This window comes from Photobacterium arenosum (assembly GCF_014841115.1).
Taxonomy (GTDB): domain Bacteria; phylum Pseudomonadota; class Gammaproteobacteria; order Enterobacterales; family Vibrionaceae; genus Photobacterium; species Photobacterium arenosum.
This window is the reverse complement of record NZ_JACYTP010000015.1, coordinates 83,987-97,604: the sequence shown is the minus strand read 5'-3', so window position 1 is coordinate 97,604 and position 13,618 is coordinate 83,987. Positions and strand designations below refer to the sequence as shown.

Annotated in this window: 10 protein-coding genes and 9 tRNA genes; 2 read left to right on the top strand and 17 right to left on the bottom strand. The window is 52.5% G+C overall.

The features are described 5' to 3' along the window. Positions 1 to 31 precede the first annotated feature (31 nt). From hflX to IFO68_RS18845, 7 genes are all read right to left on the bottom strand, one after another. Positions 32 to 1,321: a ribosome rescue GTPase HflX gene (gene hflX / locus IFO68_RS18875; RefSeq protein WP_192017350.1), complete on the bottom strand. Its 1,290-nt coding sequence runs from the start codon at positions 1,319 to 1,321 to the stop codon at positions 32 to 34. Between the two features lie 25 nt (positions 1,322 to 1,346). Beyond that, positions 1,347 to 1,613, bottom strand: a complete 267-nt coding sequence (gene hfq, locus IFO68_RS18870) for an RNA chaperone Hfq (RefSeq protein WP_027254057.1) — start codon at positions 1,611 to 1,613, stop codon at positions 1,347 to 1,349. A gap of 85 nt (positions 1,614 to 1,698) precedes the next feature. After that, positions 1,699 to 2,634: a tRNA (adenosine(37)-N6)-dimethylallyltransferase MiaA gene (miaA, locus tag IFO68_RS18865; RefSeq protein WP_192017349.1), complete on the bottom strand. Its 936-nt coding sequence runs from the start codon at positions 2,632 to 2,634 to the stop codon at positions 1,699 to 1,701. Continuing rightward, positions 2,627 to 4,726 (bottom strand): DNA mismatch repair endonuclease MutL, encoded by a 2,100-nt coding sequence (gene mutL, locus IFO68_RS18860; protein ID WP_192017348.1) that lies wholly within the window; start codon positions 4,724 to 4,726, stop codon positions 2,627 to 2,629. The genes miaA and mutL overlap by 8 nt, the downstream gene beginning before the upstream one ends. A gap of 14 nt (positions 4,727 to 4,740) precedes the next feature. Next, positions 4,741 to 6,453 carry an N-acetylmuramoyl-L-alanine amidase gene (locus IFO68_RS18855; protein ID WP_192017347.1) on the bottom strand — a complete coding sequence of 571 codons (1,713 nt, stop codon included), beginning with the start codon at positions 6,451 to 6,453 and terminating at the stop codon, positions 4,741 to 4,743. Positions 6,454 to 6,457: 4 nt separating this feature from the next. Beyond that, the gene (tsaE, locus tag IFO68_RS18850) at positions 6,458 to 6,922 is read right to left on the bottom strand and encodes a tRNA (adenosine(37)-N6)-threonylcarbamoyltransferase complex ATPase subunit type 1 TsaE (protein ID WP_192017346.1); all 465 of its coding nucleotides are present in this window, start codon (positions 6,920 to 6,922) and stop codon (positions 6,458 to 6,460) included. Between the two features lie 14 nt (positions 6,923 to 6,936). Next, the gene (locus tag IFO68_RS18845) at positions 6,937 to 8,442 is read right to left on the bottom strand and encodes an NAD(P)H-hydrate dehydratase (RefSeq protein WP_192017345.1); all 1,506 of its coding nucleotides are present in this window, start codon (positions 8,440 to 8,442) and stop codon (positions 6,937 to 6,939) included. A gap of 195 nt (positions 8,443 to 8,637) precedes the next feature. On the opposite strand from IFO68_RS18845, the gene queG reads away from it, so the two are divergent. Next, positions 8,638 to 9,768, top strand: a complete 1,131-nt coding sequence (gene queG, locus IFO68_RS18840) for a tRNA epoxyqueuosine(34) reductase QueG (RefSeq protein ID WP_192017344.1) — start codon at positions 8,638 to 8,640, stop codon at positions 9,766 to 9,768. Positions 9,769 to 10,554: 786 nt separating this feature from the next. On the opposite strand, the gene IFO68_RS18835 is transcribed toward queG, so the two are convergent. The 10 genes from IFO68_RS18835 to orn all read right to left on the bottom strand — a co-directional run bounded on the left by IFO68_RS18835 (position 10,555) and on the right by orn (position 12,465). After that, positions 10,555 to 10,645 (bottom strand) — tRNA-Gly (locus IFO68_RS18835). A 52-nt stretch (positions 10,646 to 10,697) separates the two neighbouring features. Then, positions 10,698 to 10,788 (bottom strand) — tRNA-Gly (locus tag IFO68_RS18830). Between the two features lie 194 nt (positions 10,789 to 10,982). Then, a tRNA-Gly gene (locus IFO68_RS18825) sits at positions 10,983 to 11,058 on the bottom strand. 52 nt (positions 11,059 to 11,110) lie between these two features. After that, positions 11,111 to 11,186: transfer RNA gene (locus IFO68_RS18820), tRNA-Gly, on the bottom strand. Positions 11,187 to 11,208: 22 nt separating this feature from the next. Continuing rightward, positions 11,209 to 11,285, bottom strand: a tRNA-Met gene (locus IFO68_RS18815). Between the two features lie 58 nt (positions 11,286 to 11,343). Continuing rightward, positions 11,344 to 11,419 (bottom strand) — tRNA-Gly (locus IFO68_RS18810). 41 nt (positions 11,420 to 11,460) lie between these two features. Then, positions 11,461 to 11,537 (bottom strand) — tRNA-Met (locus IFO68_RS18805). A 58-nt stretch (positions 11,538 to 11,595) separates the two neighbouring features. Beyond that, a tRNA-Gly gene (locus IFO68_RS18800) sits at positions 11,596 to 11,671 on the bottom strand. Between the two features lie 41 nt (positions 11,672 to 11,712). After that, a tRNA-Met gene (locus tag IFO68_RS18795) sits at positions 11,713 to 11,789 on the bottom strand. A 130-nt stretch (positions 11,790 to 11,919) separates the two neighbouring features. Then, positions 11,920 to 12,465: an oligoribonuclease gene (gene orn, locus IFO68_RS18790; RefSeq protein WP_192017343.1), complete on the bottom strand. Its 546-nt coding sequence runs from the start codon at positions 12,463 to 12,465 to the stop codon at positions 11,920 to 11,922. An 80-nt stretch (positions 12,466 to 12,545) separates the two neighbouring features. Here orn and rsgA point away from each other — a divergent pair, with 80 nt between their 5' ends. Continuing rightward, a complete protein-coding gene (gene rsgA / locus IFO68_RS18785; RefSeq protein ID WP_192017342.1) occupies positions 12,546 to 13,598 on the top strand; it encodes a small ribosomal subunit biogenesis GTPase RsgA in 1,053 nt (350 codons plus the stop codon). The last annotated feature ends 20 nt before the right edge of the window (positions 13,599 to 13,618 follow it).

Below are 13,618 nucleotides of genomic sequence, written 5' to 3'. Positions count from 1 at the left end.
TGACGACAGTTTTTATTACTCTAGCAGTCCATCAGGCAAGGATAAAGTCATCCAGCCCCTGGTGCTCTCTTTTTTGCAGTCGAGCCCATTCTGCGATGGGTAAACGTACATCCAGTATCAGGTTACCATTTTCTTCATACTCTTCCCTGACAATCGCCCCAAGCTGATAAAACTTGCTCCGGAAGCGACCGATCACTGCCGGCGGCAGACGCAGAGTATGGGTGACCATAGTCCCGGACAGCCGTTCCGTCAGTGCCGTGAAAAGCACATCAATACCTGTCCCTTCACGGGCAGAAACCCAGATCCGCCGTGGAATACCGTCTTCGTCGCGCTCAATACGCGGCTCAGCCTCTTCCAGGTTGTCGATCTTATTCATGACCACCAATACCGGGACATCACCGGCGTCGATCTCTTCCAGTACCGTGTTGACCGCATCGATATTTTCCCGATAACGCTCATCACTGGCATCCACCACATGTAACAACAACGCGGCTTCCTGGGTTTCTTTCAGCGTGGCTTTAAACGCAGCCACCAGATCATGAGGAAGATGGCGGATAAATCCGACCGTATCGGCCAGGATACTGGTCCCCACATCGTCCACATCGATTTTCCGCAACGTCGGATCCAAGGTGGCGAACAGCTGATCCGCAGCATATACCCCGGCATCAGTTACCCGGTTAAACAGGGTAGACTTACCGGCGTTGGTATAACCGACTAACGAAATTGTCGGAATATCTGCCCGACTTCTGGCTCGGCGGCCCTGATCCCGCTGTTTGGATACCTTATCCAAGCGACGCAGAATCGCCTTGATCCTTTCGCGCAGTAAACGACGGTCAGTTTCAAGCTGAGTTTCACCCGGTCCGCGCAGACCTATCCCGCCCTTCTGTCGTTCAAGGTGGGTCCAGCCTCGGATCAAACGGGTAGAAATATGACGTAACTGCGCCAGCTCGACTTGCAACTTACCCTCATGGGTACGCGCACGCTGAGCGAAGATATCCAAGATCAATCCGGTTCTGTCCAGAACCCGGCATTTGCACAGCCGCTCCAGGTTTCGCTCCTGGGCAGGCGAGAGTGAATGGTTAAAAATGACGATCTCGGCGTTTTCCGCCCTGACCGCATCGGCAATTTCCTGTGCTTTACCTTCTCCCACGTAATACTTAGGGTGGGGAGACTGTCTGCTGCCTGTAATCACACGCAGCTTATTGACTCCCGCCGAGGAGACCAGCATTTCAAACTCGCTGAGATCTTCCCATTCCCCTTCTTGCGTGAAGTTGATATGAACAAGAATTGCCTGTTCACCGGCTTCATAACGGTCAAACAAGCAATCAACTCCTTATCGAAGAATATTATTCTTCTGTTTTTTCCTGACCACGTTCTGTTGTCGGACGATCACCTGAATGGTGATGATTTACCGGGCGAGCCGGTACGACAGTAGAAATAGCGTGCTTGTACACCATTTGGTTGACAGTGTTTTTCAGCAGGATAACGAACTGGTCAAATGACTCAATCTGTCCCTGGAGCTTAATACCATTGACCAAGTAAATAGAAACCGGGATTCTTTCACGACGCAGCGCATTCAAAAACGGGTCTTGTAGAGATTGCCCCTTAGCCATTCTTTCTTTTCCTTATTTGTTTGTAGTTGTATGTTTCAATGAACAAAAAAACAATACGCAAAGCAGAGATGAGTATACACGTTAATCAAACCTCACGGCTAACGGAGTTTGTGACTGTTTGTAACGCTTTCTCTACATCACTGCTATCCAACCAAGTCAGCGCTTTCCAGCTGCGAAGCCAGGTAATTTGCCGCTTGGCTAACTGACGGGTTGCACAGATTCCGCGAAAAACCGCTTCATCCAAGGTGCAATTTCCGTCAAAGTAATCCCACATCTGTCGGTATCCAACACAGCGCACTGACGGGAGATCCGGATGCAGATCCCCCCGCTCATACAAGGCTCGAACTTCCTGTTCAAAGCCTGCCTTGATCATCTTGTCAAAACGCTGTTCGATCCTCTGATGCAGAATAGCCCTATCCATGGGTGTTATCGCAAATTGGTGTACCTGGTAAGGTAATGTTTCCCCCTGCGTTTGGGTCAACTCAGTTAAAGTTTTACCTGAAATTCGGAAAACTTCCAATGCCCGCGACAATCGTTGTGGATCATTTGGATGGATCCGTGTCGCAGAGACGGGATCAATTTGTTGTAATTCTTCATGTAAAGCCAGCCAACCCTGTTCCTGGGCTTGTTGCTCAATCTCAGCACGAATAGCCGGATCAGCCTGCGGGAGTGGCGAAAGCCCCTCCAGCAATGCCTTAAAGTAGAGCATAGTGCCGCCAACCAATAATGGAATGCGACCAGCCGCCACGATATCTGCCATTTCTTTAAGGGCATCTTCGCGAAAATCGGCGGCTGAATAACTTTGTGACGGATCACGAATATCGATCAGCCGATGCGGTGCCTGAGCCAGCTCAGCAGCATCCGGCTTCGCGGTACCAATGTCCATATCACGATAAATCAGTGCAGAGTCCACACTGATTAATTCAACAGGCAACTGCTGACGCAAACGGATTGCCAGGTCGGTTTTTCCCGACGCGGTAGGCCCCATCAGAAAAATGGCCTGTGGAAGAGATTTAGTCATGTTTAAACGCTTCTAATGCCGGCTGCAAATCGACCGGACGCAGCAGCCGGGAATAATAAGATTCCAGGGTACTCCCCCAGAGTTGTTCGAGCTCACCCAGCAAAGTAATGGCCTGTGACAGGCTGAAGCGTTCACTGTGAGCCGACAGTTCGGCCGACAGCCAATCCAGCAAAGCTTCCCAGTAATCAGTATGACTCAGTTGTTCCCCGGCCTCTGACAGCGTGCAGAGTTGATCCAGTAACGCAGGGATCAGCAATTGCAGGTTCTGCTGGCGAAGCGGCAGGCTCACCGCCAGGATCACCAGTTTATCCTGCCCTTTTGCCCGGATCTGGATACCCAGTTTCTGCAGGACCGCGCTGTGCTGTCCGGCACTTTGGCTTAACCGCTGTGTAGTTGGGATCACCAGTGGGATCAGCAATGGCTGAGGTTTAAGGCCGTCATGACGGGCAAATTCCAGTTGCCCTTTGATGCGCAGCTGATCTGCCTCTGTGAGCGATAACAAAGCCACATCAGTGCCATGGCTGACCAGCAGATAGCGCTCTGCAATTACGGTCAGCGCTTTACCCAGTCCATGCTCCGGCTGGCTGTTGAGTACCGGATCGCGTTTGACCGGTTCCGGCGTTTCACGCCAGACGTTGGCAGGTTGTACACTTTGCGGCTGGCGTGGCATCTGCTCAGGTTCTGCCGATGCGACAGGTGTCTGCATCAATGCCTGATAGGCCGCAACTTCCGTTTTGGAAGGCGATTCTCCGCCATGCTGACGAGGCGAGTGGCTCCGGGTACTGGCAGCAGGACGGGACGACACCGGGGCAACAGCGGCCCTCTCCTGCTCTGGACGACCGGCCGGGCGGGCTGAGGTGACAGACTCATCGCTCTGTCGCCACTCTTTTGCTGGCGCTTGTCGCGGATAGGCCGGGGTATTGGCAATAGCATCCAGTGCGTTGGAAGGAGAGACGCGCGAGCTATCGGTGTCTTGTGCCGGATCCGGCTGCCTGCTGAGCGGTGCCGGTTCCTTGATCTGGTAAGCACCCGGCTGGGCGGCATCACCGCGGGCCGATGCTCGTTCTGGTGCCGAGTACAGGCTGCTTTCAGCTCCACTCTGCTGCAATGCACTTTGCACGCCCTGATAGATAAAATCATGCACCAGACGGGCATGGTGAAAGCGTACCTCGTGCTTGGCCGGGTGAACGTTAACATCCACCTGGTGCGGGTCGACCTCAATGAACAGCACGTAAGCCGCGTACTGCTCTGCGGCCAGGGCGCCTTCAAAGGCCTGACGGATAGCATGATTGATCAGCTTATCCTTCATCATCCGGCCATTGACGTAACAGTACTGAATATCGTTCTGTGCCCGCGCCCCTTGCGGGGTGCAGATCCAGCCTGACAGGCGCAGGTCGCCGTGACCCAGCTCCAGTGACAGCGCATGTTGCAGAAAACCCTGCCCGCACACGGCGGCCAGCCGGCGCTCTTTTTGCGCCTGTGTCTCTGCAGCGCGATACTGACGGATCAGTTTACCGTTGTGGCGCAGCAGTATACTGGCATCGAACCGGCTCAGTGCAATACGCTTGAGCAGTTCATCAATATGGGCAAATTCGGTTTTTTCGGTACGGAGAAATTTACGGCGAGCCGGGGTATTGAAAAACAGATCCAGCACTTCCACTGTCGTCCCGACCGGGTGAGCGGCCGGTTTAAGCTGCACCGTCATTTCACGCCCTTCAGCATAGGCCGACCAGGCTTCCGGCTGCGCATCGGTACGGGATGTCAGCGTCAGACGGGATACCGAGCTGATACTCGCCAGTGCCTCCCCCCTGAAGCCAAGGCTGGCGATAGCTTCCAGATCATCCAGAGTCGTGATTTTTGACGTAGCGTGACGGCTGAGCGCGAGTTGCAGCTCTTCTTTCACTATTCCGACTCCGTTATCACGGATGCGAATGGTGCGGCTGCCGCCTTTATCAATGTCGATTTCAATACGGGTTGCGCCAGCATCCAGACTGTTTTCCACCAGCTCTTTCACCACAGAAGCAGGGCGTTCCACTACTTCACCAGCGGCGATCTGGTTAGCCAGCCTGGCAGGTAATATCTGAATGGGCATAATCAGGTCTGCAATTAAGTGCTTGGAATTTTAAGTTTCTGGCCCACCGCCAGTGTATCTGAGCTTAGCTGATTCGCTTGCCGGATACTACTGACGCTGACCCCATAATGGGTTGCAATTTTACCGAGGAATTCACCGCGGCGTACAGTATGCTCAACCAGCTTGCGCTGAACCGGAATGTTCAGCTTCTGGCCGACGGCCAGTTCATCTGCTCGCAAAGCGTTAGCCTGCCGAATACTGTCGACTGTCACTTTATACCGGCTGGCGATCTTACCCAAAAATTCGCCCCGCTGCACGGTATGCACCACGGTGCTGTGCGTGATGCTGGCCACAGCGGCACTGCTGTTAGTGGTGCTGCTGTTGTGGCTGGCCGTTTTACCGGCAGGAATTCGCAATATCTGGCCCACTTTCACCACATTGGATGACAGCTGGTTCATCTGACGGATTGCCTGGACAGACGAGTTGTATTTATCGGCGATCACGCTCAATGACTCGCCGCTGGCGACTTTGTGCTTAATACCGTGCTTGCGGGCAGCAAATAAGGTCCCTTCCGGTGGTTTATCATTGAAATAAGCCAACACTCCCTTATACACCGCCTCTGAGAGCTTGTTCTGGTGGCTGGTGCTGTTGAGCAAACGTTCTTCGCGCGGATTGGTGATAAATCCGGTTTCAACCAGCAGAGAAGGGATATCCGGTGATTTCAGTACCGCCAGACTGGCATGCTCGGGTTTCGACTTATGCAGCTTAGTCACTTTAGCCATTTCGTTCAGTACCCGGCTGGCAACGTCATACCCTTCTTTTTGTGAATGACTGAACTGCAAATCCAGCACCGCCATACTCAGGTACTGATCGTCCTGACCGCCGGACAGCACATCGCCGCCGCCCAGCAATTCAGACTGCTTCTCTTGCTGTTCGAGCCAGCGGCCGATTTCTGTATTGGCGCGGCGGGTATTCAATACCCAGACAGACGCCCCTTGCGGCTGCGGTTTATGAAAACCGTCCGCATGGATAGAAACCAGTAAATGCGCTTTGTTCTTGCGGGCAATTTCAGAGCGTTTGTTCAGATTGACAAAGTAATCCCCCCGACGGGTCATGACCGCTTTCATGCCTGGTGTAGCGTTAATGCGGTCAGCCACCTTACGCGCAATGGTCAAAGTGACATTTTTTTCATATTTCCGGCTCGGGCCGATAGAACCGGGGTCTTCCCCGCCATGGCCGGCATCGATGGCCACGATAATATCGTCATTACCGTAAGGCAGGTGAATGCTGTCGACCGCTTTTGCCTTGCTGCCCGTGTCCGCCGATTTGACGGTTTCGGTTTTGGCGGCATGCGGCAGATCCAGCACCAGACGGTGACTGTAATGGCCATCCGGAGTCGGTGGCAGTTTGAAAATCTTGGGGGATGTGGTGGAGCGGGTCTCAAACACCAGACGGGATGTCCCGGTTTCCGGCGGGCTGCTGCTGCGAATTTTCGTCAATACATCACTGTCTTTGACCACAACCGGTAACGACGATTTCAACGAAGTATCCTTCAGATCAATCACCAAACGATCAGGTTTAGTCAGCGTAAAATAGGTAAAAGTCGGCTCTTCCTCCATGTCCAGCACGACCCGGGTTTCATCCGGGGCTGGCCATACACGAATCCCTTCTACTTCATTCGCCAGAGCTGAGCCGCTCACTATCCCGGCAAGAAAAACCGTCAAAGAAAAACTTCTGCGCCACCCCATTGAATCAACTCTGCTCCAGTTTCTTTAACAATGCCATCCCGTAGCCGTTGTTCGCCGTCACTTCAACCTGACGGTGCTGATCTACGTAGCGAAGTTCAATATCCAGATCCGGCGCCGGCAATAATCCTGTGCCTTTTTCCGGCCATTCAACCAGACAGATGGCATCCGAAGTGAAATAGTCACGGATCCCCATAAATTCCAGCTCTTCCGGATCTGCCAGACGGTAAAGATCAAAATGGTAAACCTGCCAGGGCGGCAGTTCATAAGGTTCCACCAGGGTATAGGTCGGGCTTTTTACATTGCCCTGATGACCCAGCGCGCGGATAAAGCCCCGGCAAAAGGTTGTTTTACCTGCACCTAAATCACCGTGAAGGTAAATCGTCGTCTGCCGCTCACAGGCCTGAGCCAATTGTTGACCAAAAGCCACCGTTGCCGCTTCATCGGCCAACACAATATTCAATGTCTGCATTGTTGTCGTTATCTTTATCTTAGATTTATCAATTGTCGAATATACGCAAAGAGATCACCAGCCAGCAAGCCACGTTCCCCTGACTCTGCAGCCAGATCTGCTGCCCGGCTATGAATCCACACACCAGCCCGGCCCGCTTGCGATAGCGTCAGCCCCTGCGCCAGCAGTCCACCAATCAGTCCTGCCAGCACATCCCCCATTCCACCCGTCGCCATGCCGGGGTTTCCGGCCAGACAGACATAATGCTGTCGGCCATCATACACCACAGTACCGGCTCCTTTCAGCACTACGACCCCGCCATAGCGCTGCTGGATCTGTTCAGCAGCAGCAAAACGATCGGCTTCGACCTCTGCAACGGTCAGATTGAGTAATCGGGCTGCCTCACCAGGATGAGGCGTCAAAATGCGGTTCTCTTTATAGTCTGGTGCCTGAGCCAATAAGTTCAATCCATCTGCATCCAGCACCAGTGACTGATCCTGTCGCACCACACTGTGGCTGGCATAGAGCGCTTTTCCCCATGCGCGCTGACCAAGGCCCGGGCCTAATACTACAACATCGGCCCAGTCAATCCGGCTGCTGAGCTGTTGATTAGCCCGGTCAAGACCCAGTTGCCAGCTCTGAGCCATTATCTCAGGACGCGCGGCCACAATTGCCAGCACATTGTCAGTATGTGTGACGGCTGCTGTCAGGCCTGCGCCAGCTCTGGCGCAGGCTTCAGATGCCAGACGAATCGCACCGCCCATGCCCTGATCGCCTCCCAGGCATAGCACCCGGCCGTAACTGCCCTTATGGGCTGTCCGCGAGCGCGGAGGCAGCATGGCGGCAATATCATCTTGCTGAATCACTCTGGTACTGGCCGGTTGCAGCTGCTCCAGCACCTCGGCAACGCCCAGCCCGGCAAAGATTAACTCTCCCCGGTACAAGGCGGCCTGCCCGGTCAGCAATCCTCTTTTCATACAAATAAAGGTGACTGTCTGCCAGGCTTTTACCGTCTCACCCAGTATCTGGCCGGTATCAGCGCACAAGCCCGACGGAATATCCACGGAAATGACAGGTTTAGCGGTGGCGTTGAGCGCTTTTATCAGTGCGGCAGCATTATCACGCACGGCACCGGATAACCCGGTCCCCAGGATAGCATCGACAATCACATCAACCGCTGCATCAATATGTGCCTTCGGGGTGTCTATCTTGCCACCGCAGGCCAGCCAGGCATCCCGGGCCAGCGCCGCCTCGCCCTGTAAACGGGAAGCCTCCCCCAACTGCCACAGCGTGACTGTTAGCCCGCGTTCACGTGCCAGACGGGCAACCACATAGCCGTCGCCGCCATTGTTACCACCGCCACAACACACCAGCACATGTTTTGCCGTGGAATGGCAATACTGAAGGCACTCAAATACCGCCAACCCTGCATTTTCCATTAACTGATACATAGGCCAGCCCAGCTTTTGTGCCGCCTGTTTCTCACCCTCCCGAACCTGCCTGGCCCGAAAAGCGGAGCTGGGTAACGACGTCTCTGTCATGTCGGCACGACTTCCTTCGCTCTGCATCTGCTTATCAAAGCACCCTGTACTGGGCATATACTTTAAAATAGTGCCGAAAAGCGTTTCCTGGCACAACAATCCGTGCCGTATTTTTCGCCATCGCTGATTATTTTTCACTGAGCGAACTGTGCTACACTCCGGCCCCCAATTCATCCATCAGACGGCAGCCACATCATGCTCGACTATCAACAGCTCGCTAACGACATAAAACAATGGGGTAAAGACCTGGGTTTTCAGCATGTTGGTATCTGCGATGTTGACCTGTCAAAGCACGAGGCTCAGCTACAACGCTGGCTGGATGCCGGCTATCACGGAGAGATGGACTGGATGGCTCGTCATGGCATGATGCGGGCTCGTCCGGCTGAGTTATTGCCCGGAACGATCAGAGTCATCAGTGTCAGGATGAATTACCTGCCACCGGAAGCCGGCTTTGCCCAGACCCTGAAACAGCCCGAAAAAGCCTATATCAGCCGTTATGCCCTCGGCCGCGATTACCATAAGCTGGTCCGTAACCGCCTCAAACAGCTGGGCCAGAAAATCGAGCAGGTTACCGGTGCTTTTGGCTACCGGCCTTTTGTCGATTCAGCGCCTATCCTGGAACGCCCGCTCGCGGAAAAAGCCGGATTAGGCTGGACGGGCAAGCATTCCCTCATATTAAGTGAGGACGCAGGTTCCTGGTTCTTCCTCGGTGAGCTCTTGATTGATTTGCCATTGCCCACAGATGAGCCCGTAGACAATCAATGCGGTAAGTGTGTGGCCTGTATCACCAGTTGCCCGACTCAGGCCATTGTCGCTGACGGCGTGGTCGATGCGCGCCGCTGTATCTCCTACCTGACCATAGAGCTGGATGGTCCTATTCCGGAAGAATTCCGCGAAGCCATGGGTAACCGGATTTACGGCTGCGATGACTGCCAACTGGTGTGCCCCTACAACCGGGAGTCGGCGATCACGGATGAACAAGATTACCACTGCCGACCTCAGCTCTATCAGCAAGATCTGCTGACATTATTCAACTGGGACGAAGCCACGTTCTTGAAAAACACCGAAGGCTCGCCCATTCGGCGCATCGGTCATCTCAAGTGGCTACGCAATCTCAGTGTCGCTATTGGTAATGCTCCCTACACTCCGGCACTGCTTAACGCCTTGATTGAACGTAAAGGGTTGGACAGTATGCTGGATGAACACCTTGACTGGTCAATCCATCGTCAAATAACCAGGCGGGATGAAGCCCGTGTGGATGTCGTAGCCAATAAAACCAAGCGGCTGATCCGAATCGTCGAAAAAGGACTTCCCCGAGACGCCTGAAACCAGTAACCACGCGTCACCTTCGTTTGCGGGTGATTCACGGGCTACAAAACGCGATCCCGATCAGCCTTTTTTGTATGTGGAAAACAATTTCATTTGCACCATTTTGGTTATGAACACTGGTTATTAAGCACAAGCTGAAGCTGTTTGATTTAAGAATGTTATTCACCATGATCATTATATGATCACCCTGTTCACAACTTTGAAATCATCACAATTAAATACATAAAAAACAACAAGTTAAACAAACACTGAAAGATTAATTCTCTGTTGATAATGGGGATAAATATTTAAATGCACAGAGTTATGCACAGATGGACAGCACAACTAATCAACCGACTTATCCACAAAGAAAATGATGTGGATAACTCTGTGCATTAGATGATGCAAATGCAGAATTTAATTTGGATAACAGCAAACCCAAGCGAATAAACACTCATGTGCTTTAGGGCTGATTTGACGTGCAGACAAGATTGTAGTGTAGCCTATATTGGCTAAACAACATTGACTGTCATCATTGATGGTCGCCAATACTTCTCAGTATGGGAATACAGAGCATCTTAATTTCAGACAAAAAAACAACCTTTCGGCTGTCTTGACTGATTTGGGATGATGTTGATTTCAGCTTACTGATACTTATGTAAGCTTGAGGTGGCCTGGACTTTGTCCGATAGAACCTCGCGAGGCAAAGCTCTGACCTCAAAGACTATTACTTCACAGTAATGGTTGTGCGATTCTACAGCTTTTAATGTATTAAGCTGTGATCTTCCTATCAAGTAGGAAATCTGGTGCGACACACGAGGTTCCTGATCTTCAAGGAACCGGGCGTGACCTCAACCTTGGCAAGGTTGCGCTCTACCAACTGAGCTAGTGTCACATCACGTTTCACCGTCAGGTACGGTGACAACCGCTTTTGCAAGCTAAGAATTTGGAGCGACACACGAGGTTCCTGATCTTCAAGGTACCGGGCGTGACCTCAACCTTGGCAAGGTTGCGCTCTACCCGCTGAGCTAGTGTCGCATCACGTTTCATCGTCAGGTACGGTGACAACCGCTTTTGCAAGCTAAGAATTTGGAGCGACACACGAGGTTCCTGATCTTCAAGGAGCCGGGCGTGACCTCAACCTTGGCAAGGTTGCGCTCTACCCACTGTTCGAGTGTCACATCAATTATCATCGTTAGTACGATGACAATCGCTTTTGCAAGCTGAGAATCTGGAGCGACACACGAGGTTCGAACTCGTGACCTCAACCTTGGCAAGGTTGCGCTCTACCAACTGAGCTAGTGTCGCATCATTTTTCATCGTCAGGTACGATGACAACCGCTTTTGCAAGCTAAGAATTTGGAGCGACACACGAGGTTCGAACTCGTGACCTCAACCTTGGCAAGGTTGCGCTCTACCAACTGAGCTAGTGTCGCATATTTTCTTAAAAAAGAAAATTGGTTGCGGGGGCTGGATTTGAACCAACGACCTTCGGGTTATGAGCCCGACGAGCTACCAAGCTGCTCCACCCCGCGTCCGTATTGTTTCACCGTCAGGTACGATGACAACCGCTTTTCTTTAAGCAAAGAAAGCTGGAGCGACACACGAGGTTCGAACTCGTGACCTCAACCTTGGCAAGGTTGCGCTCTACCAACTGAGCTAGTGTCGCACTTCGATAATCTGGCATTGACCAAATCATCTTTAAATTTTTGGTTGCGGGGGCTGGATTTGAACCAACGACCTTCGGGTTATGAGCCCGACGAGCTACCAAGCTGCTCCACCCCGCGTCCGTATTGTTTCACCGTCAGGTACGATGACAACCGCTTTTCTTCAAGCAAAGAAAGCTGGAGCGACACACGAGGTTCGAACTCGTGACCTCAACCTTGGCAAGGTTGCGCTCTACCAACTGAGCTAGTGTCGCATTTCGATAATCTGGCATTAACCAAACCATCTTTAAATTTTTGGTTGCGGGGGCTGGATTTGAACCAACGACCTTCGGGTTATGAGCCCGACGAGCTACCAAGCTGCTCCACCCCGCGTCCGAAAACACTGAAAAGCAAACTGAAACATTATTGCCTTTCGAGGCTGCGCATTATACGAGGAAAACAGGCGGATGCAATAGTTCTGAGTAAAAATCTCCGCCGCCCCGCCCAACCGTTCATTAAAGCATCAAATTTTAAAAATATGCTCACGATAGAAACGCAGTTCAGCTATGGATTCGCGAATATCATCCAGCGCCAGGTGACTGCCCTGCTTGTGGAAGTCATTCAGCAGCTCAGGCTTCCAGCGACGGGTCAGCTCCTTCAGAGTACTGACATCCAGGTACCTGTAATGAAAGTATTGTTCTAATTCCGGCATGTGGCTATAAAGGAAACGGCGATCCTGACCTATGCTGTTACCACAAATAGGCGATGCGCCCTTGGGCACCCATTGTTCGAGAAATGCGATGGTCTGACGAACCGCTTCCAGTTCATTAACCTGGCTTTGCTGCACCCGGGCGACCAGGCCACTGTGGGTATGTGTATTGGTACACCAGTCATCCATCTTGTCCAGTTCGGCTTGGGGTTGATGAATTGCCAGTACCGGTCCCTCTGCCAGAATGTTGAGCTGGGCATCGGTCACTATGGTCGCAATTTCAATGATTTTGTGTGTATCGGGATCCAGACCTGTCATTTCCAGATCGATCCAAATCAGGTTCTGATCGCTGATTGTCATTGGAATTTGCCTATTTGATGACTAAAGCATGTATCATACTTAGCCTGAAATGAAAGCCAACCAAACAGAACGATATTCTTGTGGCAAAAAAGAAAAAGTTAACTAAAGGTCAGAGCCGACGTGTCCGCTCTAACCAAAATAAGCGCCTGACTAAGGGCATGGAAGATATCCAGTGGGATGAAGCCCTGCTGGAGAATGCCCGTGAAGGCTTGGTGATCACCCGATTCGGCCAGCATGCCGATATTGAAGATCCGGAAACAGGGACCATTCACCGCTGTAACCTGCGTCGCAGTATTCAGAGCCTGGTGTCCGGAGATCGCGTTGTCTGGCGGCCCGGAGTTGAAGCCCTGCAGGGCATCGCCGGTGTAGTAGAAGCGGTCCATGAGCGAACATCGATGCTGACCCGCCCGGATTACTACGATGGGGTTAAGCCGGTGGCAGCGAATGTTAACCGCATCATCATCGTCTCTTCCGTACTGCCTGAGCTGTCACTGAACATTATCGACCGCTATCTGGTAGCTGCCGAGACAGTTGAAATCGAGCCACTCATTGTACTGAACAAAGTCGATTTGCTCGATGACGGCACCCGTCAGCAGGTCGAGCGCACCCTGTCGCTGTACAAAGCGATCGGCTATGAGGTGCGTTACGTCAGCACCATGACAGGGGAAGGGTTAGCGGCACTGAAAGCGGATCTGAAAGATCACGTCAACATCTTTGCCGGTCAGTCCGGGGTGGGAAAATCCAGCCTGGTCAATGCCCTGATGCCGGAAGTGGATGCAGAGATCGGCGATGTGTCGGAGAACTCGGGACTGGGCCAGCACACCACCACAGCTGCACGTCTGTACCACTTTGCTGAAGGCGGCGATCTGATAGATTCTCCCGGTGTTCGGGAGTTCGGACTGTGGCACCTGGAACCGGAGCAAGTGACTAACGCTTTTGTCGAGTTTCGACGTTACCTGGGCGGCTGTAAATTCCGCGACTGTAAGCACAAAGACGATCCGGGCTGCCTGCTGCGGCAAGCACTCGACGAGGGCAAAATCAGCCAGGCGCGTTTCGACAGTTACCACAAGATCATTGAAAGCATGTCGGAAAACGTGGCTAACCGTCAGTTTTCCCGAAATAAGCAAAATTAAGCGGCCCTGCGTCATCAACT